Raw genomic sequence first — 25576 nt, forward strand, 5'->3', positions numbered from 1 at the left:
CTGGGCTACCCGCCCAGGCCCAGCCACAGGCCGAAGAATGAGCAGCCCACCGAGAGGGCGAGCATCCCGAACCCGTTGAACAGTGCGGAGAGGGAACGACGATCCTGCGCCAGTCGCACGGACTCGTAACTGGCGGTGCTGAAAGTGGTGAAACCACCCAGCAGGCCGCCGCCCAGCACGAGGTGCCATGCCCCCGGCAGCCAGAGCGCCAGGGCGAGCCCGGTGATCAGGCCGAGCAGCAGGGAGCCCACCACGTTGATGAGCAGGGTGCCGACCGGCAGTGCCGTGCGCACCCGGGCCCGCACGCCGCCGTCGACGACCAGCCGCAGGGTCGCGCCGAGACCGCCCGCCAGCGCCACGGCGACGAAGAGCACCGGGGTCATCGGGCCACCGCTTCGCGATGGTCCGGGCGCCGGCGGTGCAGGGCGCCGGACGCGCCGATCCCGGCCCAGGACGCGGCCGCGCCGACGAGGACGGTACCCAGCGCGTAGAGCAGCGCCGTGCCGAGCCGGCTGTCGGCCAGCAGCAGGCTGGTGTCAGTGGCCAGGGCGCTATATGTGGTGAAGCCGCCGAGCACGCCGGTGCCGAGCAGAAGGCGCAGTTGCCGGCGCCTGCCCTCGTCGGGGCCGCGGCGGGCCAGGGTCTCCAACAGCAACCCGAGCAGGAACGCGCCGACGATGTTGATGGCCGCAATCGAAACGGTCACCCCGGCGACCGGCGGGACCGAGATTGCCAGGAGCTCGCGCAGCGCGGTGCCCACCGTGCCGCCGGCGAAGACGAGGGCGAGGTGATGCCAGCGCAGGTGCACGGGGCGTGACCGATCGTTCGGGACGGCCATCAGGTGCCGCCGTCGAGGGCGAGCGCGAGCGCGGCCGCCTCGGCACGCGGGGCGTCGAGGTAGCGCCGGCCGCCGGCCTGGTACACAAGCGGATGCCCGGTGGGCAGGTTGAGCCGGTGGATGGCCGACTTATCGAGGGCCTCGAGCACGGCGCAATACGCACGTAGCGAGTTGCCGTGCGCCACGACCAGCACGGTGCGGTCGTCGGCCAGGAGTGGCAGCACCCGCTCGGTGTGGATCTCGGCCACCCGGCCCATCACGTCGCGCAACGACTCGGTGCGGGTGAGCGCCCGCCGGGGTAGGCCGCGGAACAGGGCGGTGGCCGCGAAGACCGCGAGCTGCTCGTCGGACATGGCCGGTGGCGCGGTGTCGACCGAGCGGCGCCAGGCCAGGAACTGGGCCTCGCCGGCCTCGGTGCGCACGTCGTCCTTGTGTCGGCCGGTGAGCGCGCCGTAGTTGCGCTCGTTCAGGCGCCAGTCGGTGCCGACCTCGTGCGCCGGCAGGTCCAGCGCGGCGGCGACGACCGCCGCGGTCTGCACGGCGCGCTGCAACGGGGAAACGAGCACGGCATCCGGCACCAGGTCGTTCGCCTTGAGCAAGCCGGCCGCGGCCAGCGCCTCGTCGGCGCCCGACGCTGACAGCCCCGGATCGAGGATGCCGGTGAAGAGACCGGCGGCGTTCGCGGTGCTCTGGCCGTGGCGGAGCAGAACGAGGGAACCACCGCTCGGCATGCTCGTCACCGTCACCCACCAGTCTCGTCGGCCGGCGACGGCGCGACTAAGAAGTCGGTAGGAACCATCAGCGCGGTCGGCGGTTCGAGCAGATGCTCAGGTGGGATCCATCACCACGCAAAAGGCTACACCGCTCAATCGGACTCCCACGGCACGTCATCGTCGAACGACACCGGCGCCAGGGGGACGACGACGACAGGACGGCTCTGCCGGTGGGCCAAGTGCATCGCGATCGATCCCGCGAAGAACTCCTGCAAGCTGCCGCGCACGGCGCTGTCCCGGGTGCCGACCACGATCATCGCGGCCCGGAGCGTCTCGGCGAGCTGCCCAAGCGCTCTGGCCGGGTCGCCGGAGAGCTGGCGGGTGCTCCATTCGATGTCGTGGCCGCCCAGGATGCGGGTCAGGTGCGCGGTGAGGTACGGGTCGATGCCCGCGCCGTCGCCCGGTGCGGGCGCCTCGGCGTGGTCCGCCCGCGGATGCCGGCCCGGGTCCACCCAGGCGCACACCAGCTCGGCGTCGAACCGCGCGGCGAACACCGCGGCCTGCAGCACGACGCCGTCGGCCTGGCCTGGATAGACGCCCACCACCACTCGGGCTCGGATGTTCATGGCGCCCAGAGTGACAGAAGACCCCGAAGCGCGGTAGGCCCTATCCAGGGCGGCGCTGGTGTGACGTCGGCTCAGTGCCGGGGAGGGGTCGTTAGGTGCTTTCGCCGCGCGTCAGATTGTTTCGGCGACTGGATCGTGGACCCGTCGGTCTGGGCCGGCGGGCGGATCCCGCCGGAGGCCCGGCACCAGCAGGTGCTCGACCTCGGGCACCCGGGCGCCGACACGCACGTGCTCGGCCAGGTCGACGCGATTCTCACCGAGTACGGCATCAGGTACATCAAATGGGACCACAACCGGGTGCACGCCCTGTCCTTTCGCGCGATCACGGCCCTTTTCGGCCATGCCGGCATCGAGTGGGACATTACCGAGGCCACCCCGGCCGAACGCGCCGCTCACGGGTCGGGTGGTGCGGGTCGGGCAGACCGACCCGGTGAACCTCGACGGGAGCCGGCGGGGGTCGGCGACTGTGCGGCGCAGACGACGCGCCGAGGACCCTGTTGGGTGTCACGGTCTTGGGCTACACCGACCAGCTCGTCGAAATCGAGGCGGTCGCCGCGGTGCTCGACGTCGACGTCATCGACCGAGCGACGGTGACTGCTCCGGAACGGGGAGGATCTGGCCGACCGGCTCACGCTTCTCGGCCTGGAACCGGTCCTCGGTGCGGCCCTGGGCCCAGTAGCCCGACAGGGAGAGTTCGGACCTCTGCACGCCGTGCGCCGTGAAAACATCGCGCAGACCCTTCATCGCCGAGCGCTCGCCGTGTGCGAAGACCTGCGGCCGGCCGGGCAGCCAGGTCGCGGCATCCACTGCGGCGGCGAGATGAGCGGGGTCCGTGCCGAAGAGCCACTGTATCTGCACCGCCGTGGGCGCCGCCAGCTCCAGGATTTCGCTCGGGCCGGCCGCCTGGATGAAGGCCAGTCCCTCTGCCGTGGCGGGCAACGACGCCAGGGCGGATGCGATGGCGGGCAGTGCGGACTGGTCGCCGGCGAACAGGTGCCACGCCGAACCGGGGTCGGGGGCGTAGCCGCCGCCGGGGCCGGAGAACGTGAGCAGGTCGCCGGGCTGGGCCGCGTCGGCCCACGGACCGGCCAGGCCATCGTCGCCGTGCACCACGAAGTCGATCGAGAGAGTGCGAGCGATCGTGTCCACTTTCCGCACCGTGTATGTGCGCGTGACCGGAAGGTCCTCCGCGGCGAGGGTTTCACGCAGGAGCGGAACATCGAACGGCGGCGTGAGGCCGAGCTCCCGCTTGGCGAAGTAGATCTTCACGTACTTGTCGGTCGCATCGTTCGTCACGAAGCTCTCGAACTGCTCGCCGGAGAGGACGATCCGCACCAAATGGGGACTCAGTTGCTCGCGTCGCACGACCGAGAGGGTGATTTGCGGCCTGACGGGACGGGCCGGTGCAAGAGTGGGAGTAGTCATCCAGACCAACTCTAAGTTAGGTAACCCTCACTTGGCAATGCCGGGGTGCGGCTAGCCGAAGCGCAAGATGCGGAATCCCGCGGCGTCCAGGGTGGTGAGACCGAACCGCTGCCGGAGGGTGCGTTCCTTCTGGCCCGGCACGACGTTCGAGAGCGCCAGGGCCACATGGAACAGGACCTCCGACGCGACCAGGCGCTGCAGCTTCGGGGGCGCGAGCCGGGACCGGGCGCTCTGCACCACGACAATCCGCACGGCGTCGGAGGCGATGTGGTCCTCCAGCTCTCGAAGCAGCGTGGCGGCCTTCACGAGTGAGGATCGCCGGGCGTCCCGGTCGATGGCCAGCACGACGACGCGCGCCGGACGCTCGGCCGACGCGTGGTCGGTCACCGGGATTTCCGCTGCTCGCGCGCCGGTGCGTAGCACGGTCAGGAGTTCGTCGGCATCCCCCTCGAGCAGGATCGGTGCGGTCAGAACGTGTGCCGCGATAGCCCGAAGTTGTTCCGCTCGCCTCTTCCGCGACATACCGCCCCCTCCGCTGTCCATCCATTCTGCGGCACAACCGACGGGAGCGGGCCTAGACACCGCCGGATGGTCGGGGCAAAGATCGTACCGATGAACGCCGGGTGGCCGGCGCGGGATGGATACCGGTGAATGTAGACACAACGAAGCCCTGGTCGACCGCTCGGCTGCGGGAGCGGTTCATCACTCCCGAGCTGGTCTCAGGGACCGTGCTGGTGAGCGTCGTGATCGCCGTTGCCGACGAGTCGGGCGGCATCCTCGATGTCTTCGCGATCACGCTGATCAGCGTGCTGGTCTTCTGGGCCACCGAGGTCTTCGCGCACGCCGTCGCCGCGCAACGGCGTCGACCGGATACCGAGACCGTGCAGGTCAGGGCGTCGGTGCGGTTGGCGCTGCACAGCTCCCAGGGGCTGCTGTTGGCGGGAATCCCGCCGCTGATTTTCCTGCTGTTCGGACTCGTCGGGGTGCGCGACGGTGAAGTGGCCTACTGGACCGCGCTCTGGGTCGAGGTGGCCATTTTGGCGGCAGTGGGCTGGATCGCCTTCGGCGGCTTCAAGGTCGCCTGGTACTGGCGGGTCTGTGGGTCGCTGGCCACGGCGGCCCTGGGGATGCTCGCCATGCTGCTGAAGATCCTGGTGCACTGACGCCGGAATGCAGCGATCCAGCGCCCCCACCATCCCGCGAGCCGTGAGTTAAGCCCCAAAGAACGCGAGTTTTTGGGGCTTAACTCACGGCTCGCGGAACCTCGCTAGCCTTGCACCATGGCGACCCTGGGCAAATACCCGAAAGGCGTTGCGAAGCGCGCCGAGATCCTCGAGACCGCGCTGGCGCTCGTGGCTCGGCAGGGTTTCCACCAGACCTCGGTGCGGGACATCGCCGCCGCGGTGGGGCTCACGCAGGCCGGCCTGCTGCACTACTTCGAGTCCAAGGACGACCTCTGGGTGGCCATCCTCCGTACCCGGGACGAGATCGACAAGGCGAAGGATCCCGAGGACCCGGACCCGGCGGCCACCTTCGCGGCCCTGATCCGCCACAATGCCGAGGTGCCAGGACTCGTGCAGATGTTCGCCAACCTGTCGGCCGCCGCGGCGACTGACCCTGAGCATCCGGCGCACGGCTATTTTCGGGAACGCTACGCGCACTCGCGGAGCACTATCGCGGCCGGGCTGGGCCGGATGCAGGCATCCGGTCGCCTCGACGCCGCGGTCGACCCGGAGATGTTGGCGTCGATTCTGATGGCGGTCAGCGACGGCATGCAGGTGCAGTGGATGTTCGACGAGACCCGCGACATGGGTGCCCACGTCGAGGCCGTGATCGCCCTGGCCCGGGCCGGGAACCGCCCGCCGGCGAGCGGGTCCCCGGCCTGATCGAGCGCCGGCTACAGCGTGGCCGCCGCGGGATCCCAGTCTTCGGCCAGCGGTGTCGGCTGGGGAACGCTCGACGCCACGTCGACCGTGCGACCGGTCTCGGCGGCCTCGGAGACGGCCAGCAGCACATCGAGCACGTGCGCCGCGACCGCGCCACTGGCGCGCTCGGGCACATCGGCCCGGATGGACCGGGCCAGGTCGAGCACGCCGGACCCGCGACCGTAGATGGAGCCGGTCGCCGTGAGAACGCTCGGCTCCTCATGGCCGAACCGCCACAGGGTGGAATCACCCTCGAACGTGTTCGGGTCCGGCAGCACCAGGGTGCCCTCGGTGCCGCTGATCTCCACGAAGCCCATCCGGGGCAGGGCGTTCTGGAAGCTGAACGTGGACTGCGCGGACTGGCCGCCCGCGAACGCGATGACCGCGGCGTGATGGGTCGGTACCTCCGCCGGGAACTCGGTGCCGGCCCGGGGACCGCTGCCGATGGTGCGGACGGCAGCGGACGTGGACGACACCGCGCCGACCCGGCTGGCGGGGCCGAAGGCGTGCACGAGCGTCGTCACGTAGTACGGCCCCATGTCGAAGAGCGGCCCGGCGCCGAGCGCGAACAGGAACTCCGGGTTCGGGTGCCAGGCGTCGGGGCCGGGAACGTGGAACATCGTGGTGGCCGTCAGCGGCTCCCCGATGTCGCCGCGCTTGATCGCCCGCATGGCACTCTGGATGCCCGCGCCCAGCACGGTATCGGGCGCGCAGGCGACCCGCAGGCCCGCGTTGCTCGCCGCGGTGAGCAGCCTGGAGCCGGATTCGTGATCCAGGGCGAGCGGCTTCTCGCTCCAGACGTGCTTGCCGGCGGCGATGATCCGCTCACCCACCTCGGTGTGCACGGCGGGGATGGTGAGGTTCACGACGATCTCGATGTCGTCCCTGGCGAGCAGGTCGTCGACGGACCCGTGGCCGGGAACTCCGTAGGCCTCTGCCTGCGCCCGAGCGCGATCGAGGTCGAGGTCCGCGACGAAGAGCACGTCGAGGTCGGCGAACGCCGTCATGTTCTGAAGGTAGGTGCCGCTGATGACCCCGGCGCCGATGACGCCGACGCCGACCCGTCCGGTGCGGCTCATTTGTCGTTCTCCGCAAGCCAGGCGAACGACGCCGCGATGCCCTCGAAGACATCGCCCGCGTAGCCGTCGAACTCCACGACGCGCAGGGCATGCGGGGCTGCCTTGAGGATGGCGGCGACGCCGACGTCGCCGCTGCCGGCCGGCAGCTGGTTGGAGAAGGCCGTGGCGAGGGCCTCGGGCACCGTGAGGGCGCTCTCGCTGCTGGGAAGCGACGTGGCGATGTCGCCCTGGATCGGGCCGTCCTTGATGTGCAGGAACTGCACGCGGTCGCCGAGCCGCCGCAGCAGTTCGGGGGTGTCCGCGCCTCCGACGGTCGACCAGTAGGTGTCGAGTTCAAGGGCGACGTCGGGTGAGAGCCGCTCGAGGAACAGTTCGTAGATGCTGCGGCCATCCACGTGGTTGGCGAACTCCCACTGGTGGTTGTGGTAGCCGAAGCGCAAGCCCCTCTCGGCCGCAATGGCCTGGAGCTCGTTCACTCGGTCGGCGATCCGTGCGGCGTCGTCGATGCTCTGCCAACGGTCGCTCGGGACGAAAGGGTCGATGACGGTGCCGATGCCGAGCTGCGCCGCGGCGTCGAAGGCGCGGGTGGGGTCGTCGGAGTCGATGACGGGTGCGTGCCCGGACGGCGCCGTGACGCCGGATGCCGCGAAGGCCTTCTCGAACTCATCCGCGCGTTCGACGAACGCGTACGGCTCGACCTGGGTGAAGCCGATTTCGGCGACGCGGGCGATGGCGCCCTGGAGGTCTGCGGAGATGGCATCCCTCACGGTGTAAAGCTGGACCGAGGGTGTGCTGGACATACTTGCTCCTTTGGAAGTGATGGCGCGAAGGATTCTTCTGCAGAAACAAACCTAGTGCTGCATGGTTTTATGCGCCAGACCCTGTCACCGATTCTGAGCATCTGCAGGTCGGCCGCTGCGGAGCAGGGACCAGACCACGACCACCGCGACCAGGGCCATCGCGGCGACGCCGAGTCCCGAGTAGCCCACCAGCAGCAGGACCAGGCCGGCCAGGGCGCCGCCGAGCGCTCCCGCGGCGTTCATCGACAGGTCGGAGAACCCCTGCAGCGCCGATCTGTCGTGCACCCCCACGGCCTCCGTGATCAGCGTCGAGCCGGCCACGACGGATGCCGACCAGCCGAGCCCGAGCAGGATCAGCCCGACCGTCATGGCCGTCGCGGTGTCTCCGGCGAGCCAGAACAGAACGAGCGCGGCCAGCAGCAGGGCCTGCCCGGCCAGGATCACCGGCATTCGTCCCACCCGGTCGGCCAGGGCGCCGAATACCGGCGAGAGCGCGTACATACCGGCTACGTGCAGGCTGATGGTCAGGCCCACGATCGTGAGCGAGGCGCCGTGCTCCGAGAGGTGCACGGGCGCCATCGACATGAGTGCCACCATGGTGGCGTGGCTGAGGGCGATGACCGCGACGGCGTAGCGCGCCAGCGGGTTGGAGCGCACGATGGCCAGTCCGCCGTGCTGCAGGGTGCTCGTCGGCCGGGCCTCGCGCACCGACAGCGCGGTGAGCAGCGGGTCGGGCCGGAGCCCGACCGTGTAGACCAGGGCTGCGCCGACCTGCGCGGCGAGGGAGAACGCGAACGCACCCGTGAGCGGCGGCAGGCCCAGCTGCGCCCCGACGACCTCGCCCGGACCGAACAGGTTGGGCCCGAGGACCGCTCCGATCGTTGTCGACCACACGACGATTGAGAGATCCCTGGCGCGGGTGGTGGGGCCGGCCAGGTCGGTGGCGGCGAACCGGGCCTGCAGGTTGGTGGCCGAGCCGGCGCCCAGCAGCATCAGGGCGAGCAGCAGCAGGGGGAAGGTGTCGAGCCCGACCGAGGTCACCGCGAGAACGGCGCCGACCCCGGCGATGCCGGCGCCGGTGGCGAGGGACCGGCGGCGGCCGCTGGCCTGGGCCAGGCGGGCTAGCGGCACGGCCACCAGGGCCGCGCCCAGGGTGCTCATCGTGGCGGCCATGCCCGACCAGGCGTTGGACCCGGAGAGCTGGGCGGCGAGCAGCGCACCGAGCGAGAGCGTGGCGCCCATGCCGATGCCGCCGAGGATCTGGCCGAGGATGAGTACCTTGACGACCTTGCGCTGCAGTCGGGGGTGCGCGCTCGCATCCGTGTCGGAGGAGGGACGGCGGGGTGTGGTCATCGGGATCCCTGATCGTTGCGTGGGCGGTGCGGCCGAGTGTGTGCGGGTGTCGATCAGCCTACGGCGCGGTTGGTCGAGTACCGCCCGACCTTCGAGGTGGAGTATCTTCGCGCCAAGGGTGATGGCGGGAGAACAACGGATGACGTTCGAGGCAGTGGTAGAAGCGGCAGTGCGGGTGGTCGAGGTGGTCGGTGCGGGCATCATGGTGTTCGGCGGTCTGGCGGCACTCCTGGCGGGCATTCCGCGGGCGCTTCGCGCGGACACCCGGCCGACGGCGTACCAGAGCATGCGGCGCGAGCTGGGCCGGGCCATCCTGCTGGGCCTGGAGGTGCTGATCGTGGCCGACATCATCCGCACCATCGTGGTGGAACCCACGGTGGAGAGCGTGCTGGTGCTCGGGGCGATCGTGATTATCCGGGTGCTGCTGAGCTTCTCGCTCGAGGTGGAGATGGACGGCGTGTGGCCGTGGGCGCGCTGGCGGATGACGGGCAAGACGGGCGCGCCGGGCGCGCCGGGCGCGCCCCAATAGACACCACGGGCGGGGCGGCCGACCGGGGCGGACCTTTGGTCAGGCTGGGCGCAGCCGCCAGAGCGAGGTGACCTCGGCCGCCCGGGCGTCGTGCAGCGGGTCGGTCGCGTCGGAAACCTTGCGATGGGTGGGCCGTGTGTCGAGGCGTGCGGCCACCGAGAGGCCCGCGTCGTCGATGAGGTCGAGCAGTTCGCCGCGGGAGCGCAACCCGAGCAGCTCGGCCAGGTTGGAAATGATCAGCCAGCCCTCACCGTCGCCAGTGAGGTGGCCGGCGAGCCCGGCGAGGAAGCCGCGGAGCATGCGGCTGTCGGGGTCGTAGACGGCGGCGTCGGTGCTCGTCGCGGCCGAGGCCGGCAACCACGGTGGGTTGCAGACCACCAGGTCGGCGCGGCCCGGCGGGAACAGGTCGGCCTCGATGACGTCGACCCGGTCGGCCAAGCCCAGGCGCCCAAGGTTCTCGCGGGCGCAGGCCAGCGCGCGCGGTTCCATGTCGGTGGCAACGACGCGGTCGATGCCGCGGCGGGCGAGGATCGCGGCGATCACTCCGGAGCCGGTGCCGATGTCGAACGCCACCCCGGTCGCGGGCAGGGGGGCGGTGGCGACGAGGTCGAGGTACTCGCCGCGGACCGGTGAGAATACACCGTAGTGCGGGTGGATGCGGTCCCCGAGCGCCGCGACAGGCACGCCCTTGACGCGCCACTCGTGGGCGCCGATCACGCCGAGCAGTTCGCGGAGTGACAGGATCGATGGTTCGGTGCCGGGGCCGTACGCCTCATCGCAGGCCTGCCGCACGTCGGGGGCTCGGCGCAGGCCCAGGGTGTGGTCGGCGTCGAGCGACACGAGCACCAGGCCCAACAGGCGGGCGCGGCGCAGGGCCTCGGCGCGGTGCACCTCGAAGGCGGCCTTGAGCGTGTCGGCGGGGGTGCGCCGGCGCCGGTCCACGCGACGGGCCATCGCCGTGAGCAACTGCCGGGCGTTCTGGAAGTCGCCCTGCCAGAGCAGGCCGGTACCGGACTTCGCCAGCCTGTACGCGGCATCCGCGGTAAGGGTGTCATCGACGACGACCACCCGCTTGGGGGCCGGCCAGCCGCCCTCGGAGTGCCAGCGGGCGGTGTGCTCGGCGTCGCCGGTGCGCCAGCGGATGTCGGCGGGCGCGGTGTGCGGTGCGGCCCCGGCGGCCGCATCGCTTGCGGCCGCATCGCTTGCCGCCGCGTCGGGTGCGCGCGCGACGGTGAGGCCGGATTCGGGGGCGTCGGCGCTGTCGGGGGTGTTCATGCTGGACATGGTGTCCGATCTTGTGCCGCTGGGTTTCGGTGCGCCCGGGTTCGTGCACGGGGGACGCTCGGTCGGAACCAGCCCTGGCAGAAGGCTCTCGCGACCTGTTCGATTATCGCATCCGTCGCCAACCCGTCCGCAGCGGGGCACATCGCGGAAAAGGGGCGGCGCTACAGCAGGGCCGGCATGACCTCGCGCTCGAACAGCTCGAGGCCCGACCGGTCGTAGGCCGCCTCGGGGAAGTAATGGATCGCGTAGCCGAGGCCGCGCCGCTTCATGCCGTTCAGCCGCTCGATGATCTGCTCGGGCGTGCCGACGCCCTGCGCCTCGCCGCTGCGGTACTCGGCCATGAAGCTCGCCGCGCCCTCCACGCCGAGGTACGGGGTGACCCGGGCCTGGATGGCGTCCAGCCGCTCGGCCACCTCGGCCTCGTCGCGGCCGATCACGGTGTTGTAGTTGGCCGAGCGCACGATGGCATCGAAATCCGTGCCGAGCGTGGCGCAGTGCTCGCGCAACAGGTCGCTCTTGTGCGTGAAGCCCTCGGGGGTGCCGTCGAAGTTGGTGTAGTTCGCGTACTGCGCCGCGATGCGCAGGGTGACCTTCTCGCCGCCGCCGGCGATCCAGATCGGGATGCCGCCCTCCTGCAGCGGCAGCGGACGCACGATGGCGCCGTCCACCTGGTAGTGCTCGCCGTCGAGGGTGGCGGTTCCTTTGGTCCAGGCCTGCTGCATGATCTGCACGCCCTCGTCGAGCCGGGCCAGTCGCTCGCCCGCGCGGGGGAAGCCGTAGCCGTAGGCACGCCACTCGTGCTCGTACCAGCCGGCGCCGATGCCCATCTCGACGCGGCCGCCGGAGATGACATCGATCGTGGAGGCAACCTTGGCCAGGTATGCGGGATTGCGGTAGCTCATGCAGGTGCACATCTGGCCGAGCCGCACCCGGCTGGTGGTGGCGGCGAAGGCGCTCATCAGGGTCCACGCCTCGTGGGTGGCCTCCTCGCTGGGCACCGGAACCGTGTGGAAGTGGTCGTACACCCAGATCGATTCCCAGGCGCCGGCGTCCGCGTGGGCCGCGAGGCCGCTCATGGTGGCCCACTGCTGGGCGGGGTCGATGCCGACGAGGTCATGACGCCAGCCCTGGGGAATGAAGAGTCCGAATCGCATGAAGCCCAGCCTAGGGGTGGTGTCGGAGTCACCACCCAACCCTCCGCGTCAGGCGGGCATGACCGCGAAGAGCGAATGAATGTTGCCCTCCGGGTCGGCGAAGAAGCCGGTCAGGTGACCCCAGTCGCGCTCCGTCGGCGCGGCAATGGCAATGGCGCCACCTTCGACGAGCTCGGCAAACCGGGTCGCACTCCGATGGGGCCGTCCAGCGCCACGTAGTCCGGCTCGCGCACGGCCACCTCGAACCCGAGCGCATGCTCGTAACATCGCCCCGGCTCAGGCCGTGGGCCCGGGGTCTTCCGATGCGGAGGAGACGGCGCCGGCCGCGGAGTCGGTCTCCGGGGGGCGCACGTGCACGCCCATCACGGTGAGGATCGCCAGCATGACGGCTCCGGCGAAGATCGCGATGTCGGCGACGTTGCCGACGAACAGGTTGCCGTAGCCGATGAAGTCCACCACGTGGCCGCGGGCGAAGCCGGGCTCGCGGAACAGCCGGTCACCGAGGTGGGTGGTGGCTCCGCCGAGCAGCAGGCCGAGGGCGACCATCCAGCCGAGGGACTCGACCCGCCAGGTGAGCATGCTGATCCACACGACGGCGGCGGCGGCGAGCACCGCGAAGACCCAGGTGAAGTCGGAACCGATCGAGAAGGCCGCGCCGGGGTTGTAGACGAGCACGAAGCGGATGACATCATCGATCACCGGGATGACCTGGCCGTCGCCGAGTTCGGCCTCGGCCCACCACTTGGAGGCCTGGTCGATGAGGATCACGGCCAGGGCGATGCCGAAGGCGGGCCAGGCCAGCCGGGATGCCCGCGGCGAGCGGGTAGTGGCCGGCAGCGGAGTCTGGGAGGCAGAAGTCACCCCTCCATCATCCCAGCGATCGCGGACCGCGCGGCGCGGTTGTCAGAACCCTTATGGAGCGATCCGTGTAGCGTTGATGCACCCGCATGCTGAGCCTGCCGGCTGCAGCTGGATTGTCCTGAGCGTAATCATCCGCTCATCTGCCTGAGGAGAGCGCGCATGTCGACACCGACCGACATCCCCACCGACATCCCGACCGACATCCCGACCGCCGAAGACACCGCGACCGCGACCGCCGGTGAGCTTGCTGCCGGGCTGGCCGCCGTGGTCTACAACCCCATCAAGGTGAACCTCGACGCCATCAAACGCGTCGTCGCTGCCGAGGAGGCCAAGGCCGGCTGGGGCGAGACCCTCTGGTTCGAAACCTCCAAGGAAGACCCGGGCCAGGGCGCGGCCCAGCGAGCCCTCGACGCCGGCGCCACGATGGTGATCGCAGCCGGCGGCGACGGTACCGTGCGCGCGGTGGCCGAGGTCGTGCACGGCAGCGACGCGACGCTCGCGCTGCTGCCGTCCGGCACCGGCAACCTGTTGGCCCGCAACCTCAACCTCACCCTCGACAACCTCGAGCACTCGATCGGCACGGCCTTCTCCGGTAAGGACCGCAAGGTGGATATCGCCCGCATCGAGATCCGGCACGAGGACGACAGCGTCAGCAAGCACGCGTTCCTCGTGATGGCCGGGCTGGGCCTGGACGCCAAGATGCTCGCCAGCACCAATGACGAGCTCAAGGCCAAGATCGGCTGGCTCGCCTACGTGGGAGCGATCATCACGGCCCTGCGCGACCGCAACCAGCTGCGCCTGCGCTACAGCCTCGACGGCGGCAGCACCAAGTCGGTGCGCGCGCACACCGTGATCGTGGGCAACACCGGCACACTGACCGCCAACGTGCTGCTGCTGCCCGAGGCCGTCATCGACGACGGGCAGTTCGAGATGCTCATGTTGCGTCCGGAGGGCTTCGTGCACTGGGTTCAGATCATCGTCAAGGTGCTCTGGGAGAACGGCGTGCTGCGCCGCACTCCGCTCGGTCGCCGCATGATGACGAAGGAGGTTGAGGCCCTCAACTACGTCAAGGGCCGCCAGATCACCGTGAAGCTCAGCCACCCCGAGGAGATCGAGCTCGATGGCGACGGCTTCGGCACCGCGACCGCGTTCAAGGCCCGGGTGCTGCCCGGCGGCTTGCGCGTGCGGGTTCCGTAGGAATGACCACCGTGACCGGTGGCGCGCGTACCGCCACGAACAGGTGCCCCGGCGAGCGGATGCCGCGCCATGCGTGAGCTCCTGTTGCCTCTGACCGACGCCACAGTGAACGTGCGTTCCACTGCGGGCCCTGGCACGCCGGAAGCGCCGGTGTTCGTGCTGGTGCACGGCATCGGCATGTCGCACCGGTACCTCGACCGGCTCCACAACACGCTGGCCGTGACGGGCGCCGTGCATTCGGTGGACCTGCCCGGTTTCGGCCGCTCGCCCAAACCGGAGCGTGGCGTGTCGATAGAGCAATACGCCGACTACCTCGGTGAACTGCTCCCGATGCTCAGCGAGCGTCCCGTCGTGCTGGTCGGGCACTCCATGGGCGCCCAGTTCGCGACCGAGACGGCCGTGCGCCACCCGGCGCTGGTGGCGCACCTGGTGCTGATCGGCGGCGTCACCGACCCCACCAGGGACTCGGTGCTGCGCCAGGCCCTCGACCTGGGCCGGGACACCCTCAAGGAACCGTTCGGCGGCACGATGATCGTGATGCGCGACTACCTGCTCTGCGGTCCGCGCTGGTACCTCGCCACGCTGCGGCCGATGCTCGCCTACCGCACCGACCTGCGACTGCGGGATGTGTGCGCGCCCACCTTGGTGATCCGGGGGAAGGACGACCCGGTGTCGCGCCACGAATGGGGCGTGCGCCTCGCGGCGCAGGCGTCACAGGGAAAGCTGCTCGAGCTGCCGGGCCGGCACCTCGTGCATTTCAGTGCCGCCGCGGCCACGGCCGCCGGCATCCGTGAGTACGCCCGCGCGTTCGCGCCTGGCCCTGCCTCGCCGCTTGACGAGCCAGCTGCGCCGTGACCCACAAGCCCGGCCGGTGGGTGTGGCGGAGGCTGCGAGTGGGCCTGCGCAACGCCGGCTCCTGGCTGCTGGACTACCGGTATGCCGTGATCGCCCAGGTGCGGGGCGCCCTGGCCCGCACCCGCCCCGATGACTTCGCCTCGGGCGAGCGCGTGCCGGTGCTGATCATTCCGGGCATCTACGAAAGCTGGCACTTCATGCGCCCGCTGATTCTCGTATTGCACGAAAACGGGCATCCGGTGCACGTGGTCACACCGCTGCGCGCCAACCGCCGGCCGGTGGTGCCGTCGGCCGAGATCGTGGCCCGCTACCTGCGGGGGCGCGACCTGCACAACGTGGTGATCGTCGCGCACAGCAAGGGCGGCCTGATCGGCAAGTACCTGATGACGCAGCTCGACCCCGACGGCCGAGTCGAGCGCCTGATCGCGATCAGCACCCCGTTCTCGGGCTCGCGGTACGCCCGGTACATGCTGCTGCCCAGCCTGCGCGCGTTTGCGGGCACGAACCCGCACCTGGCCGCGCTGGGCGCCGACCACCGCCTGAACAACAAAGTCGTGTCGATCTACGGCCGTTTCGACCCGCACATCCCGGAGGGCAGCGTGCTGCCGGGCGCGGAGAACATCCTCATCAACACCGGCGGCCACTTCCGCATCCTCAGCCACCCCGACACCCACCGGCACGTGCTCGCCGCCGCCGGCCGGTAGCCCGGCCGCGCACACCAGGTGCCGGGCGATCTCGCTTCCGCGATGTCGGCTTGCGGGGTCTTTACAAGCTCAACCAGCGAGTGGGCGTTCCCGACATCGCGTCGCTAGGCGCGGGCGGCTTCCACGATCGCCTGGATGCGGCCGGGCACTGTGTCGTCCTGCAGTGAGGTGACGTCGCCGAGGGGTCGGCCGTCCACGATGTCGCCGAGCAGCCGGCGCATGATCTTGCCGGAGCGGGTCTTGGGCAGGTCGGGCACCACGAACACGTCCCGGGGCTTGGCGACCGCGCCGATCTCGTGGGTGATGTGCGCCCGCAACCGCGGGGCCAGTTCGCCGGCCAGGGCCAGCCAGGCGGCCGGGTCATCCGTGGCCGGAGCCACCGCGGGAATCACGAACGCGGCGATGCCCTCCCCGGTGGACGCATCCGTTACGCCCACCACGCCGGACTCGCCGACGGCCGGGTGCGACACCAGCGCCGACTCGATCTCGATGGTGGACAGCCGGTGCCCGGACACGTTGATCACGTCGTCGACCCGGCCGAGCAGCCAGATGTCGCCGTCGTCGTCGTACTTGGCGCCGTCGCCGGAGAAGAAGAAGCCCTGCTCGGCGAACCGGGCCCAGTAGGAGTCGCGGTAACGCTCCGGGTTGCCCCACACGGTGCGGGCCATTCCCGGCCAGGTACCGGCCAGCACCAGGTAGCCGCCGGTGCCGTGCGGCACGGGCTGACCGGCGTCATCCACCACCAGGGTGCGCAGGCCCGGCAGGGCGCGGAGGGCGGAGCCGGGCTTGAGCGTGCTCACCCCGGGCAGCGGCGCCATCACGGCCGCGCCGGTCTCGGACTGCCACCAGGTGTCCACGATGGGCGCGTGGCCGGCGCCGATGTTCTCCCGGAACCACACCCAGGCCTCGGGGTTGATCGCCTCGCCGACCGAGCCGAGCAGACGGATGCTGGAGAGGTCGTGTTCGGCGGGCAATCCAGTGGGGAACCAGGTCATGAACGTGCGGATCAGGGTGGGCGCCGTGTAATAGGTGGTGACACCGTACCGCTGGATGATCTCGAAGTGCCGGCCGGGGTGCGGGGTGTTCGGGGTGCCCTCGTAGATCACCGAGGTGGTGCCGTTGGAGAGCGGGCCGTAGTGCACGTAGCTGTGCGCGGTGACCCAGGCGAGGTCCGCGGTGCACCAGTGCACGTCGTCCTCCTTGGCGTCGAACACGGCCCAGTGGCTCCAGGACGCGTGGGTGAGGTAGCCGCCGCTGGTGTGCACCAGGCCCTTGGGCTTGCCGGTGGTGCCGGAGGTGTAGATGATGAACAGCGGCGTCTCGGCGTCGAAGAACTCGGGCTCGTGGGTGTCGCGAGCGGTGCCGACGGTATCGTGCCACCAGACGTCGCGCCCGCTGGTCCAGGGGATGTTCGGGGTTCGCGCGCCGGTCCGGCGCACCACGAGCACGTGCTCGATCGAGTCCACGCCGGCCACGGCCTCGTCGGCGGCTTCCTTCACCGGCACGGCCTTGCCCCGGCGGAACTGGCCGTCGGTGGTCACGAGCAGCTTGGCGCCGGTGTCCTCCACCCGGAACCGCAGCGCCTCGGCGGAGAAGCCGCCGAACACTAGGGAGTGGATGGCGCCGAGGCGGGCCACCGCGAGGGTGATGATGATGGTCTCGGGGATCACCGGGAGGTAGATGACGACCCGGTCGCCCTTGACGATGCCGAGGTCGGTGAGCGCGTTCGCGGCCCTGGCCACCTCCTTTTCGAGGTCGGCGTAGGTGAGGGTGCGGCGGTCGCCGGGTTCGCCCTCGAAGTGGAAGGCCACCTTGTCACCACGGCCGGCGGCGACGTGCCGGTCGACGCAGTTCACCGCCACGTTGAGCTTTCCGCCCGCGAACCACTCCGCGTGCGGCACCGACAGAACGCCGTCGGCATCCGGGGTGGGAGGCTGCCAGGTGTGGTCGGTATGCCACGGTTCGGCCCAGTCGAGGCGCTTGGCCTGCTCGGTCCAGAATGCGACGGGGTCGGCGGCTGCTTTGTCGTACCAGGAGGCGTCGACGTTGGCCTGCGCGGCGAACACGGCCGGCGCGGGGTAGCGGCGGTGCTCCGTGGAAAGGTTGCGGATGGTGGCGCTGGTGTCGGTCCAGTCGGCGGTCGCGGCGCGGGTGGCCGGGGTGTGGGTGCTCGTGGAGGTCTCTGTGGCGGCCGCGATGCTCGTGTCGACGCTGGCTTCGGCGCGGGTGTCGGGGTTCGGCATGGGCACACTCCGGCGATCGGGACGGCATGGGGCAGTGGGACGGTTTCGACGCTACGCAGCGGCAGCATCCGTTGCAGAGACTCGCGCAACGCGGCGTAACCTGCGAGGCCGGGTGGCGAGGAGCGGTCAGGCCCACTTCCTGATGGCCCACTTTTCGAACACGCCCAGGATGGCGTCGGTGAGCTTGCCGAGCAGCGCGAGCAGGATGATGGCGAGCAGGATGCGGTCGATGCGGCCGTTGGTGCCCGATATCGCGAGCAGGAAGCCCAGCCCCATCGACGCGCCGAGTAGCTCGGCGGCCACCAGGAACAGCCAAGCCTGGGCGAGCGCGAGACGCAGCCCGGAGATCACCGAGGGGATCACCGCGGGCAGCTGCACGGCCGTGAACAGCCGCACCCCGCGCAGCCCGAAGGCGCGGCCGGCCTCCACGAGCTGGCGGTCCACGTGCCGCAACGCCTGCGCGACCGTCGTGTAGACCGGGAAGAAGGCGCCGATGGCGACGAGGGTGATCTTGGATTCCTCGCCGTACTTGAGCCAGATGATCAGCAGGGGAACCCAGGCCAGCGACGGGACGGCGCGGATGGCACCGAGGGTGGGCGCTAAGAGCACGTCGGCGGCGCGGGAGAGCCCCACCAGCGACCCGGCGGCCAGGCCCAGTGCGGCACCGATGGCGAAACCGATAAGCACCCGCTGGGTGGAGATGGCGACGTAGAGGGTGAGCTCGCCGCGGTCGAACAGGTCGACGGCGGCGATCCAGACCATGGCCGGCGACGGCAGCTGGGAGATGGAGACGAGGCCGAGGGCCGTGGTGAGTTGCCACGCGATGAGGATCAGCACCGGCAGGAGCAGCCCGCCCACGACGCGTACGCTGCGCCGCGACGTCAGCGGCCGCCGCACGGCGGGCGCCGTGTTCGGGGCGATGGTCTCGGTCATCGGGGCCTTCCGTGCGGGGTTGGTGTGGCGGTGAATCGGCTGCGGTGAACCGGATGCCGGGGCGGCCTGCGTACGGCCGCCCCGGCATGCGGCGGGCTACTCGACGACCGTCGGGTCGGCCTTCGTGGCGAAAGTGTCGTTCACGATGGTGTCGAGAGCGTCGTCGACCTGGCTCTGCTCGAGCACGTCGCCGGTCTTGACGAAGATCGGGCCGATCGTTGTGAGCACGTCGATCTGGGCGTTACCGGGGATGTTGTCGACGCCGAGGTTGGAGCGTTCAGTGATGACCTTGGTGGCGACAGCGAGGTCGAGGCCGGCTACGTCGGCGAGGATCTGTGCGGTCTCCTCCTCGTTCTCGAGAGCCCAGGCGCGGGCGTGCTCGTAGACGTCGACGACGGTCTGGGCCACATCCGGCTTCTCGGTGATGAAGGACTCGGTGGCGTTGAGGAAGCCGTAGCTGTTGAAGTCGACGTTGCGGTAGGCGAGCTCCGCACCGGCGGCTTCGGCACCGGCCATGATCGGGTCGAGTCCGGCCCAGGCGTCGACCGAGCCGTTCTGCAGGGCGGCCCAGCCGTCGGCATGCTGCAGGTTCTGCACGGTGACGTCGTCCAGGCCGAGGCCGGCCTCTTCGAGCGACTGCAGCAGGAAGAAGTACGGGTCGGTGCCCTGGGTGGCGGCGATCTGCTTGCCCTTGAGGTCTTCGACGGAGCCGATGTCGGAGCCGTCCGGAACGACCAGCGCGGCCCACTCTGGCTGTGAGTAGATGTCGATGACCTGGATCGGCGAGCCGTTGGAGCGGGCCAACAGCGCGGCGGAGCCGGCGGTGGAACCGACGTCGATGGCGTTGGCGCGGAGGGCCTCGTTGGCCTTGTTCGAGCCGGCGGACTGCACCCAGTTGACCGTGATCTCCTGATCGGCGAGGGCCTCTTCGAGCCAGCCCTGTTCCTTGATCACCAGGCTGAGCGGGTTGTAGGTGGCGAAGTCGATGTTGAGCGTTCCGCCTTGGGTGACAATGCCGGTGGCGGCGTCGGTGCTGACGGCGGCCTCGGCGGCGGGCTGGTTCTCACCGGCCACGCAGCCGGTGAGCAGCAGGGCTGCGGCCGCGGCGGAAGCGATCAGGGCGGTGGCGGTGAAGCGATTCTTCATGTCGGGTCTCTCGTTGGGTGCGGGGTTTGGGAGGGGGAACGGGTATCCATGCTGTGGATGTGATGCGGTGGAACGGTGAGGGGGCCGGGCCGGTCAGTACGGGAAGTGCGGGATGTTGGTGCTCGAGGCGACGCCGCGGGCGTCGCCGTGACGGTCGATGCCGAGGCCCGCGAGCAGGCGCCCGCGCAGCTCGGCGAGTTCCGCCGAGCCGCGGTCGCGGGGCCGGTTGCCGGGCACGGTGAGTTCCTGCACGATCGTGGCGCCGAAAGTCGTGGCGCCGGGTGCCCGTGCATTTCCGTCTGCCCGCGTGCCCCCGGCATCCGTCGTGGCCGGCTCCTGACCGAGCAGGATGATGCGGTCGGCCAGTTGCAACGCCTCGTCGACGTCGTGGGTGACGAGCAACACCGTGGTGGGGGCGGCGGCGTGCACGTCCAGGAGCAGATCCTGCATCTTGAGCCGGGTGAGGGCATCCAGCGCGCCGAACGGTTCGTCGAGCAGCAGCACGCCGGGGTTGCGCGCCAGTGCACGGGCCAGCGACGTGCGCTGGGCCATGCCGCCGGAGATCGCGGCTGGCCGGTGCCCGGCGAAGGCCGTGAGGCCCACGAGTTCGAGCAGCTCGGCGACACGGGCACGGCCGGCCTCGCGCGCGGTGCCGCGCGGCAGGCCGAGGGACACGTTGGCGGCCACCGTACGCCAGGGCAGCAGGCGGGGCTCTTGGAACCCCACCGCGCAGCGCGTGTCGAAGGCGGTGGTGGGCGAGCCGTCGATCTGTACCGAGCCGGTGCTGGGGGAGTCCAGCCCGCCGGCGATGCGGAGCAGGGTGGACTTGCCGCAGCCGCTGGTGCCGAGGATCGCGAGGACCTCGCCGGCGCGCACCGTGAGCGACACGTCGCGCAGCACCGGGCGGGCGGCGACGGATGCCACGGTGCCGGCGCTCGGCGCGAAGGTGCGCCCCAGCCCGGCGAATTCCACGGCGAGGGCCGCTTTGGCGCCCGACGGCCCGGCGGCCAGGCTGCGCGCCGACCCGCCGCCGAGCGCCGCAGCCCGGCGGGCGACGGTGCTCGTGGTGGTGCTGGCAGACATGGGCGTCCGATCGGTTGGAGGTCGAAGTTTTCTCGACGCTATCCAGCCGCGCGCCCTGGCGCACGCCCTCCTGAAACGCAACGTAGCAATTGGGCGTCGGGCGCGCGGGCGGGGCCGCCGGGGTTCACAGCCAGGACTTGGGATGATTGACCCATGACTCGAACCGTTTCCGGAGCCCGCGTGCTGATCACTGGCGCCGCCATGGGCATGGGCCGCCTCTACGCCGAGCGGGCTGTCGCCGAGGGTGCCAGGGCCGTGATCCTGTGGGACCGGGACGCCGCCGCGCTCTCGGCCACCGCCGCCATCCTCACCGAGCGCGCGAGCAGCGCCACCCAGATCGCCCCCTACGTCGTGGACATCGCCGACCTGGGCGCAATCGCGCAGACCGCCCAGCGGGTGCGCACCGAGGTGGGCAACCCCGACATCGTGATCAACAACGCCGGCATCGTGCGCGGTTCGTTCTTCTGGGAGCACGACAACGGCGACGACACCCGTTCCACGATGCAGGTGAACGCCCTGGCCCCGATGTACATCACCCGGGAGTTCTTGCCCGCCATGATGCGCAACCCGTACCGCGAATCACGCATCGTCAACATCGCCTCCGCCGCCGGGATGCTCTCCAACCCGCGGATGAGCGTCTACGCGGCCTCGAAGGCCGCCGTGATCACCTGGAGCGATTCGCTGCGCCTCGAGCTCGCGCAGCAGGGCTTCGACCAGGTTCGGGTGAGCACTATCGCGCCCAGCTACATCTCCACCGGCATGTTCGACGGCGCCCGCGGGCCGCTATTCACCCCCGTGATGACCCCGGAGTACGTGGTCAACCGGGTCTGGCGGGCGATGCTCGCCGGCTCGCCCCAGCTGTTGATGCCGTGGACCGTGGGTTTCTCCAAGAAGCTGCGCGGCGTGCTGCCTTTGGCCGCCTGGGATGCCGTGGCCGGCCGGGTATTCGGTGTGTACACGTCGATGGACACCTTCGTCGGGCGTCGCTGACCCGATCAGCGCGAGCCGCTCCCGCGTGAGCCGCGGCCGCGACTTGCCCCGTTTCGGACGAGATGCCCCGGTGTGGCGGAGCAACTCGTCCGCAGGTGGGCAACTCGGCGAATTACACGGTCCGCTTGACCCGCTCCGGTTGACACGGTCCGGTTGACACGTCTTGTCGCGCGACGTACCATGGAAACGATTCCATGGAAACGATTCCACGAGAGTCCGGAGAGCATTACAGCACCAGCACCAACGCACGCACACACAAGGGAGTGGCTGTGGAAGCCGTAACGATCAAGGAAGTCGCCGCACTCGCTGGCGTCTCGGTGGGCACGGCCTCCCGGGTCCTGTCGGGCAACCCGGCTACCTCGGCCGACACCCGCGAACGCGTCGCCGCCGCGGCCGCCGAGCTGGACTACCAGCCCAACGCCCAGGCCCAGGCCCTGCGCTCCACCCGGTCCAACTCCCTCGGCCTGCTGGTACCGGATGTGCGCAACCCGTTCTTCGCCGACCTCGCGCACGCCGCAGAGCAGGCCGCCCTCTCGGCCGGCTACGTCACCCTGCTCGGCAACGCCAACGAGCAGGGCGACCAGCAGGACCGCTACCTGGACACCCTCATCTCCCGCCGCGTCGACGGGGTGATCGTCGCCCCCGTCGGTGACGACGGCGGCCGGCTGCGCGCCCTGATCGAACGCAAGGTTCCCACGGTTCTCGTGGACCGCACCGTTCCCGGTCTCGACCTGCCCAGCGTCACCACCGACAGCGAGGCCGGCATCCGCCAGGCCGTGCAGCACCTCGCCGAACAGGGCCACACCCGCATCGGCTACATCTCGGGCCCGCAGGCCACTTCCACCGGCCGGGACCGTTTCGCGGCCTTCACCCGCGCCGTCGCCGAAGCCGGCCTCAGCCAGGACCCCGAGCTGGTCTACTTCGGCGACTACCAGGCCGCCAGCGGCTCGGCCGGCGTGCACGCCCTGATGGAACTCACGAACCCGCCCACCGCGCTGCTGGCCGCCGACAGCCTGATGGCCGTCGGCGCCATCAGCATCCTGCACAAGCTCGGCAAGCGCATCGGCACCGACATCGCCCTCGTCGCCTTCGACGACATCGAGTGGTTCGCGCTGCTCAACCCGGCGCTGAGCGTGATCGCGCACAGCGTCGAGGACATGGGTCGGATCGCCATCGAACTCCTGCTGCAGGTGATCGCGGGCCAGGCCCCCGAGTCGGTCGTGCTGCCCTCCGAACTGATCGTGCGGGCCTCCTCGGCCATGCCGATCCGCCCCATGCCGATCCTCCCCACGACGCAGACTGAGCAAAGGAGCCAGCAATGACCGTCCACCCCCTGATCACCCTGCAGAACGTGACCAAGACCTTCGGCCAGGTGACCGTGATCCAGGACGTCACCGTCAGCGTCTACCCCGGCCAGGTGCAGGTGCTGCTCGGCGAGAACGGCGCGGGCAAGTCAACCCTGATCAAGATGGTCGCCGGCGTCTACCAGCCCGACGGCGGCCAGATCCTCGTCGACGGCACCGTGACCACCCTGCCCACCACCCGCGCCGCCGAGGAACACGGCATCGCCACCATCCACCAGGAACTCAACCTCGTGGCCACCATGAGCGTGGCCGAGAACGTGATGCTCGGCCGGATGCCCACCAAGCTCGGCATGGTCGACCGCAAGGAGCTCCGCCGCCAGGCCCGCGCGGCACTGGCGCTGATCGGCCTCGAGATCGACGTCGACACCCCGGTCGGCGAGCTCGGCATCGCCCGGCAGCAGCTCGTCGAGATCGCCAAGGCCCTCAGCATCAACGCCCGAGTTCTCATCCTCGACGAACCCACCGCCGCGCTCACCCGCCACGAAACCCAGGCCCTGTTCGCGGTCATGGCTGACCTCCGCCGGCGTGGTGTCGGCATGCTCTTCATCAGCCACCACCTCGACGAGATCGCCGAGGTCGGCGACACCGTCACCGTCATCCGCGACGGCCACTTCATCGCCGAGGTCCCCGCATCCACCCCAGAAGACGAGCTGGTCAAGCTGATGGTCGGCCGCAGCATCGAGGACCAGTTCCCGCGCCGCGCCGACGAGACGCCGGCGCTCACCGAGGTGCTCACGGTCACCAACCTCACCAGCGCCGGCCACTTCGACGACATCAGCTTCACCGTGCGCGCCGGCGAGGTGCTCGGTATCGCCGGGCTCGTCGGAGCGGGCCGCACCGAACTGATCCGCGCCATCGCCGGCGCCGACAAGTACGACAGCGGCTCCGTCGCCGTGCGCGGCGCGCAGCTGCCCAAGGGCGACATCCAGGCGGCCATCCGGGCCGGCGTCGGCCACGTGCCCGAAGACCGCAAGGGTCAGGGACTGGTGCTGGACGCCTCGGTCAACGACAACCTCGGCTACGCCACTCTCGCCTCCAGCGCCCGGTTCGGCCTCGCCGACTTCACCGGCCAGCGCCGCCGCGCCGAGGCCGTCGCCGCGAAGCTGCGCATCCGGATGCACACCATCGACCAGCCGATCCGCTCACTCTCCGGCGGCAACCAGCAGAAAGCGGTCTTCGGCCGGTGGATCATCGCCGCCTCGACCGTGCTGCTGCTGGACGAACCGACCCGAGGCGTCGACGTGGGCGCCAAGGTCGAGATCTACGAACTGATGAACTCGATCACCGCAGCCGGCGGAGCCATCGTCATGGTCTCCAGCGAACTGCCCGAGATCCTGGGCATGAGCGACCGCATCCTCGTCATGCGCGACGGCCGCCTGGCCGGCGAGCTGAGCGCAGCGGATGCCACCCAAGACACCGTCATGACTCTTGCTGCCCGCTCCGGTGCCGCGCAGCGCTGAAACCGAAGGAACTCAAAACCATGTCCACGACCACGCTCGCGCCCACCCGACGCTCCTTCGACTACAAGACCTTCCTGGCCAACAACGGCGCCCTGGTCGGCCTGGTGGTGCTCTGCATCGCGCTCGTCATCGCCACGCCGGACTTCCTGACCGGCCAGAACCTGCTCAACATCGGCATCCAGGTGTCGACCGTGGCGGTGCTCGCCTTCGGCATGACATTCGTCATCGTCGCCGGCGGCATCGACCTGTCGGTCGGCGCCGTCGCGGCACTCTCGGCCATGGCCTCCGGTTGGTTCTTCGTCAGCGCCGGAATGCCCGGCTGGGTGGCGCTGCTCGGTGGCCTCGCCGTCGGGCTCCTCGCCGGCATCGTCAACGGTGCCGCGAACGCCTACGGCAAGCTGCCCTCCTTCATCGCCACCCTGGCCATGCTCAGCGTGGCCCGCGGACTCACCCTGGTGATCTCCGACGGCCGGCCGATCAAGACCGCCGCGGAGGTATCGTTCCTCGGCGGCAACATCGGCCCCGTGCCGATGCCTATCGTGATCCTGGTCCTGGCCGCGCTGGTCGCCTCCTTCATCCTCAACCGCACCGTGCTCGGCCGCTCCATGTACGCCGTCGGCGGCAACGCCGAGGCCGCCCGGCTCTCCGGGCTGCCGGTCAAGCGCATCATCGTCACGGTCTTCGCCCTGGCCGGCCTCTTCGCGGCGCTGGCCGGACTGCTCCTGGCCGGCCGCCTGGACTCCGCCCAGCCCCAGGCCGCCGCCGGCTACGAACTGGATGCCATCGCCGCCGTCGTCATCGGCGGGGCCTCGCTCTCCGGTGGGCTCGGCAAGATCTCCGGCACCTTCATCGGTGCCCTGGTGCTCGTCGTCATCCGCAACGGCCTCAACCTGCTCAACGTGTCCTCGTTCTGGCAGCAGGTCGTCATCGGCCTGGTCATCGCCCTCGCGGTGGGCGCCGACGTGCTGCGCCGCAAGACCCGCAACAGCTGACCCCCTCCCCGTTTCTCCGTCC

27 protein-coding genes, 2 pseudogenes and 1 riboswitch are annotated in these 25576 nt (G+C 70.2%); of the genes and pseudogenes, 13 read left to right on the forward strand and 16 right to left on the reverse strand.

The features are described from left to right. Positions 1 to 5: 5 nt before the first annotated feature. From E3O42_RS15180 to E3O42_RS15195, 4 genes are all read right to left on the reverse strand, one after another. Positions 6 to 383: a fluoride efflux transporter FluC gene (locus E3O42_RS15180; RefSeq protein WP_134454742.1), complete on the reverse strand. Its 378-nt coding sequence runs from the start codon at positions 381 to 383 to the stop codon at positions 6 to 8. Continuing rightward, entirely contained in the window at positions 380 to 838 is a 459-nt protein-coding gene (locus E3O42_RS15185; RefSeq protein ID WP_134454743.1) for a fluoride efflux transporter FluC, read from the reverse strand. The genes E3O42_RS15180 and E3O42_RS15185 overlap by 4 nt, the downstream gene beginning before the upstream one ends. Next, entirely contained in the window at positions 838 to 1584 is a 747-nt protein-coding gene (locus tag E3O42_RS15190) for a 2,3-bisphosphoglycerate-dependent phosphoglycerate mutase (protein ID WP_241984864.1), read from the reverse strand. Before E3O42_RS15190 ends, E3O42_RS15185 begins: the two co-directional genes overlap by 1 nt. 36 nt (positions 1585 to 1620) lie before the next feature. Next, positions 1621 to 1693: riboswitch (Fluoride riboswitch) on the reverse strand. 10 nt (positions 1694 to 1703) lie between these two features. Continuing rightward, positions 1704 to 2177, reverse strand: a complete 474-nt coding sequence (locus tag E3O42_RS15195) for a universal stress protein (protein ID WP_134454744.1) — start codon at positions 2175 to 2177, stop codon at positions 1704 to 1706. A 135-nt stretch (positions 2178 to 2312) separates the two neighbouring features. Between E3O42_RS15195 and E3O42_RS18850 the strand changes: the two are divergent. After that, positions 2313 to 2414, forward strand: a pseudogene (locus E3O42_RS18850) (hypothetical protein); the annotation flags it as partial. A gap of 239 nt (positions 2415 to 2653) precedes the next feature. Continuing rightward, positions 2654 to 2743, forward strand: a pseudogene (locus E3O42_RS18630) (RidA family protein); the annotation flags it as partial. Between the two features lie 7 nt (positions 2744 to 2750). Here the strand turns inward: E3O42_RS18630 and E3O42_RS15205 are convergent. Beyond that, complete coding sequence (locus tag E3O42_RS15205) at positions 2751 to 3602, reverse strand: siderophore-interacting protein (protein ID WP_134454746.1); 852 nt, start codon at positions 3600 to 3602, stop codon at positions 2751 to 2753. A gap of 51 nt (positions 3603 to 3653) precedes the next feature. Beyond that, complete coding sequence (locus E3O42_RS15210; protein WP_134454747.1) at positions 3654 to 4124, reverse strand: hypothetical protein; 471 nt, start codon at positions 4122 to 4124, stop codon at positions 3654 to 3656. Between the two features lie 125 nt (positions 4125 to 4249). Here E3O42_RS15210 and E3O42_RS15215 point away from each other — a divergent pair, with 125 nt between their 5' ends. Together E3O42_RS15215 and E3O42_RS15220 are read left to right on the forward strand one after the other, a co-directional pair. Next, a complete protein-coding gene (locus tag E3O42_RS15215) occupies positions 4250 to 4765 on the forward strand; it encodes a hypothetical protein (RefSeq protein ID WP_134454748.1) in 516 nt (171 codons plus the stop codon). A 117-nt stretch (positions 4766 to 4882) separates the two neighbouring features. Then, entirely contained in the window at positions 4883 to 5488 is a 606-nt protein-coding gene (locus tag E3O42_RS15220) for a TetR/AcrR family transcriptional regulator (protein WP_134454749.1), read from the forward strand. An 11-nt stretch (positions 5489 to 5499) separates the two neighbouring features. On the opposite strand, the gene E3O42_RS15225 is transcribed toward E3O42_RS15220, so the two are convergent. From E3O42_RS15225 to E3O42_RS15235, 3 genes are all read right to left on the reverse strand, one after another. After that, entirely contained in the window at positions 5500 to 6606 is a 1107-nt protein-coding gene (locus E3O42_RS15225) for a Gfo/Idh/MocA family protein (RefSeq protein WP_134454750.1), read from the reverse strand. Next, entirely contained in the window at positions 6603 to 7406 is an 804-nt protein-coding gene (locus tag E3O42_RS15230) for a sugar phosphate isomerase/epimerase family protein (protein WP_134454751.1), read from the reverse strand. Before E3O42_RS15230 ends, E3O42_RS15225 begins: the two co-directional genes overlap by 4 nt. A gap of 84 nt (positions 7407 to 7490) precedes the next feature. Further along, positions 7491 to 8759, reverse strand: coding sequence for an MFS transporter (locus E3O42_RS15235; protein ID WP_134454752.1), 1269 nt, complete (start codon positions 8757 to 8759; stop codon positions 7491 to 7493). 139 nt (positions 8760 to 8898) lie between these two features. Between E3O42_RS15235 and E3O42_RS15240 the strand changes: the two genes are divergently transcribed. After that, positions 8899 to 9288 carry a DUF1622 domain-containing protein gene (locus tag E3O42_RS15240; RefSeq protein WP_134454753.1) on the forward strand — a complete coding sequence of 130 codons (390 nt, stop codon included), beginning with the start codon at positions 8899 to 8901 and terminating at the stop codon, positions 9286 to 9288. 39 nt (positions 9289 to 9327) lie between these two features. Here the strand turns inward: E3O42_RS15240 and E3O42_RS15245 are convergent, their stop codons facing one another. Continuing rightward, entirely contained in the window at positions 9328 to 10563 is a 1236-nt protein-coding gene (locus E3O42_RS15245) for a methyltransferase (RefSeq protein WP_134454754.1), read from the reverse strand. A gap of 170 nt (positions 10564 to 10733) precedes the next feature. Beyond that, positions 10734 to 11726, reverse strand: coding sequence for an LLM class F420-dependent oxidoreductase (locus E3O42_RS15250; RefSeq protein ID WP_134454755.1), 993 nt, complete (start codon positions 11724 to 11726; stop codon positions 10734 to 10736). Between the two features lie 75 nt (positions 11727 to 11801). On the opposite strand from E3O42_RS15250, the gene E3O42_RS18120 reads away from it, so the two are divergent. Next, the gene (locus tag E3O42_RS18120; RefSeq protein ID WP_166788018.1) at positions 11802 to 11945 is read left to right on the forward strand and encodes a hypothetical protein; all 144 of its coding nucleotides are present in this window, start codon (positions 11802 to 11804) and stop codon (positions 11943 to 11945) included. Positions 11946 to 12002: 57 nt separating this feature from the next. On the opposite strand, the gene E3O42_RS15255 is transcribed toward E3O42_RS18120, so the two are convergent. Beyond that, the gene (locus tag E3O42_RS15255) at positions 12003 to 12587 is read right to left on the reverse strand and encodes a signal peptidase II (RefSeq protein ID WP_241984865.1); all 585 of its coding nucleotides are present in this window, start codon (positions 12585 to 12587) and stop codon (positions 12003 to 12005) included. 159 nt (positions 12588 to 12746) lie between these two features. Here E3O42_RS15255 and E3O42_RS15260 point away from each other — a divergent pair, with 159 nt between their 5' ends. The 3 genes from E3O42_RS15260 to E3O42_RS15270 all read left to right on the forward strand — a co-directional run bounded on the left by E3O42_RS15260 (position 12747) and on the right by E3O42_RS15270 (position 15343). Next, positions 12747 to 13784: a diacylglycerol/lipid kinase family protein gene (locus tag E3O42_RS15260; protein WP_134454756.1), complete on the forward strand. Its 1038-nt coding sequence runs from the start codon at positions 12747 to 12749 to the stop codon at positions 13782 to 13784. A 69-nt stretch (positions 13785 to 13853) separates the two neighbouring features. Next, on the forward strand, positions 13854 to 14639 hold the full coding sequence (locus tag E3O42_RS15265; RefSeq protein ID WP_134454757.1) for an alpha/beta fold hydrolase: 786 nt from the start codon (positions 13854 to 13856) through the stop codon (positions 14637 to 14639). Further along, the gene (locus E3O42_RS15270) at positions 14636 to 15343 is read left to right on the forward strand and encodes an alpha/beta hydrolase (protein ID WP_241984866.1); all 708 of its coding nucleotides are present in this window, start codon (positions 14636 to 14638) and stop codon (positions 15341 to 15343) included. Before E3O42_RS15265 ends, E3O42_RS15270 begins: the two co-directional genes overlap by 4 nt. Positions 15344 to 15447: 104 nt before the next feature. Here the strand turns inward: E3O42_RS15270 and acs are convergent, their stop codons facing one another. The 4 genes from acs to E3O42_RS15290 all read right to left on the reverse strand — a co-directional run bounded on the left by acs (position 15448) and on the right by E3O42_RS15290 (position 20748). Beyond that, on the reverse strand, positions 15448 to 17586 hold the full coding sequence (gene acs, locus E3O42_RS15275; protein ID WP_134454758.1) for an acetate--CoA ligase: 2139 nt from the start codon (positions 17584 to 17586) through the stop codon (positions 15448 to 15450). A 126-nt stretch (positions 17587 to 17712) separates the two neighbouring features. Then, complete coding sequence (locus E3O42_RS15280) at positions 17713 to 18519, reverse strand: ABC transporter permease (RefSeq protein ID WP_134454759.1); 807 nt, start codon at positions 18517 to 18519, stop codon at positions 17713 to 17715. A 96-nt stretch (positions 18520 to 18615) separates the two neighbouring features. Beyond that, a complete protein-coding gene (locus E3O42_RS15285; RefSeq protein WP_134454760.1) occupies positions 18616 to 19665 on the reverse strand; it encodes an aliphatic sulfonate ABC transporter substrate-binding protein in 1050 nt (349 codons plus the stop codon). Positions 19666 to 19758: 93 nt separating this feature from the next. Next, positions 19759 to 20748 carry an ABC transporter ATP-binding protein gene (locus E3O42_RS15290; RefSeq protein ID WP_134454761.1) on the reverse strand — a complete coding sequence of 330 codons (990 nt, stop codon included), beginning with the start codon at positions 20746 to 20748 and terminating at the stop codon, positions 19759 to 19761. A gap of 153 nt (positions 20749 to 20901) precedes the next feature. On the opposite strand from E3O42_RS15290, the gene E3O42_RS15295 reads away from it, so the two are divergent. From E3O42_RS15295 to E3O42_RS15310, 4 genes are all read left to right on the forward strand, one after another. Next, on the forward strand, positions 20902 to 21738 hold the full coding sequence (locus tag E3O42_RS15295) for an SDR family NAD(P)-dependent oxidoreductase (protein ID WP_134454762.1): 837 nt from the start codon (positions 20902 to 20904) through the stop codon (positions 21736 to 21738). A 269-nt stretch (positions 21739 to 22007) separates the two neighbouring features. Beyond that, entirely contained in the window at positions 22008 to 23060 is a 1053-nt protein-coding gene (locus E3O42_RS15300; protein ID WP_134454763.1) for a LacI family DNA-binding transcriptional regulator, read from the forward strand. Further along, positions 23057 to 24562 carry a sugar ABC transporter ATP-binding protein gene (locus tag E3O42_RS15305; RefSeq protein ID WP_134454764.1) on the forward strand — a complete coding sequence of 502 codons (1506 nt, stop codon included), beginning with the start codon at positions 23057 to 23059 and terminating at the stop codon, positions 24560 to 24562. Before E3O42_RS15300 ends, E3O42_RS15305 begins: the two co-directional genes overlap by 4 nt. 20 nt (positions 24563 to 24582) lie before the next feature. Then, positions 24583 to 25554 (forward strand): ABC transporter permease, encoded by a 972-nt coding sequence (locus tag E3O42_RS15310; protein WP_134454765.1) that lies wholly within the window; start codon positions 24583 to 24585, stop codon positions 25552 to 25554. Positions 25555 to 25576 lie beyond the last annotated feature (22 nt).

It is taken from the genome of Cryobacterium adonitolivorans, from assembly GCF_004402695.1.
Classification (GTDB): Bacteria; Actinomycetota; Actinomycetes; order Actinomycetales; family Microbacteriaceae; genus Cryobacterium; species Cryobacterium adonitolivorans.

Coding starts and splice junctions, on each gene's coding strand:
- E3O42_RS18120 (WP_166788018.1), top strand. CDS start 11,802: ATGAATGTTGCCCTCCGGGTCGGCGAAGAAGCCGGTCAGGTGACCCCA.
- E3O42_RS15180 (WP_134454742.1), bottom strand. CDS start 383: ATGACCCCGGTGCTCTTCGTCGCCGTGGCGCTGGCGGGCGGTCTCGGC.
- E3O42_RS15265 (WP_134454757.1), top strand. CDS start 13,854: ATGCGTGAGCTCCTGTTGCCTCTGACCGACGCCACAGTGAACGTGCGT.
- E3O42_RS15295 (WP_134454762.1), top strand. CDS start 20,902: ATGACTCGAACCGTTTCCGGAGCCCGCGTGCTGATCACTGGCGCCGCC.
- E3O42_RS15225 (WP_134454750.1), bottom strand. CDS start 6,606: ATGAGCCGCACCGGACGGGTCGGCGTCGGCGTCATCGGCGCCGGGGTC.
- E3O42_RS15260 (WP_134454756.1), top strand. CDS start 12,747: ATGTCGACACCGACCGACATCCCCACCGACATCCCGACCGACATCCCG.
- E3O42_RS15245 (WP_134454754.1), bottom strand. CDS start 10,563: ATGAACACCCCCGACAGCGCCGACGCCCCCGAATCCGGCCTCACCGTC.
- E3O42_RS15195 (WP_134454744.1), bottom strand. CDS start 2,177: ATGAACATCCGAGCCCGAGTGGTGGTGGGCGTCTATCCAGGCCAGGCC.
- E3O42_RS15285 (WP_134454760.1), bottom strand. CDS start 19,665: ATGAAGAATCGCTTCACCGCCACCGCCCTGATCGCTTCCGCCGCGGCC.
- E3O42_RS15235 (WP_134454752.1), bottom strand. CDS start 8,759: ATGACCACACCCCGCCGTCCCTCCTCCGACACGGATGCGAGCGCGCAC.
- E3O42_RS15310 (WP_134454765.1), top strand. CDS start 24,583: ATGTCCACGACCACGCTCGCGCCCACCCGACGCTCCTTCGACTACAAG.
- E3O42_RS15240 (WP_134454753.1), top strand. CDS start 8,899: ATGACGTTCGAGGCAGTGGTAGAAGCGGCAGTGCGGGTGGTCGAGGTG.
- E3O42_RS15185 (WP_134454743.1), bottom strand. CDS start 838: ATGGCCGTCCCGAACGATCGGTCACGCCCCGTGCACCTGCGCTGGCAT.
- E3O42_RS15230 (WP_134454751.1), bottom strand. CDS start 7,406: ATGTCCAGCACACCCTCGGTCCAGCTTTACACCGTGAGGGATGCCATC.
- E3O42_RS15280 (WP_134454759.1), bottom strand. CDS start 18,519: ATGACCGAGACCATCGCCCCGAACACGGCGCCCGCCGTGCGGCGGCCG.
- acs (WP_134454758.1), bottom strand. CDS start 17,586: ATGCCGAACCCCGACACCCGCGCCGAAGCCAGCGTCGACACGAGCATC.
- E3O42_RS15220 (WP_134454749.1), top strand. CDS start 4,883: ATGGCGACCCTGGGCAAATACCCGAAAGGCGTTGCGAAGCGCGCCGAG.
- E3O42_RS15210 (WP_134454747.1), bottom strand. CDS start 4,124: ATGTCGCGGAAGAGGCGAGCGGAACAACTTCGGGCTATCGCGGCACAC.
- E3O42_RS15290 (WP_134454761.1), bottom strand. CDS start 20,748: ATGTCTGCCAGCACCACCACGAGCACCGTCGCCCGCCGGGCTGCGGCG.
- E3O42_RS15205 (WP_134454746.1), bottom strand. CDS start 3,602: ATGACTACTCCCACTCTTGCACCGGCCCGTCCCGTCAGGCCGCAAATC.
- E3O42_RS15250 (WP_134454755.1), bottom strand. CDS start 11,726: ATGCGATTCGGACTCTTCATTCCCCAGGGCTGGCGTCATGACCTCGTC.
- E3O42_RS15305 (WP_134454764.1), top strand. CDS start 23,057: ATGACCGTCCACCCCCTGATCACCCTGCAGAACGTGACCAAGACCTTC.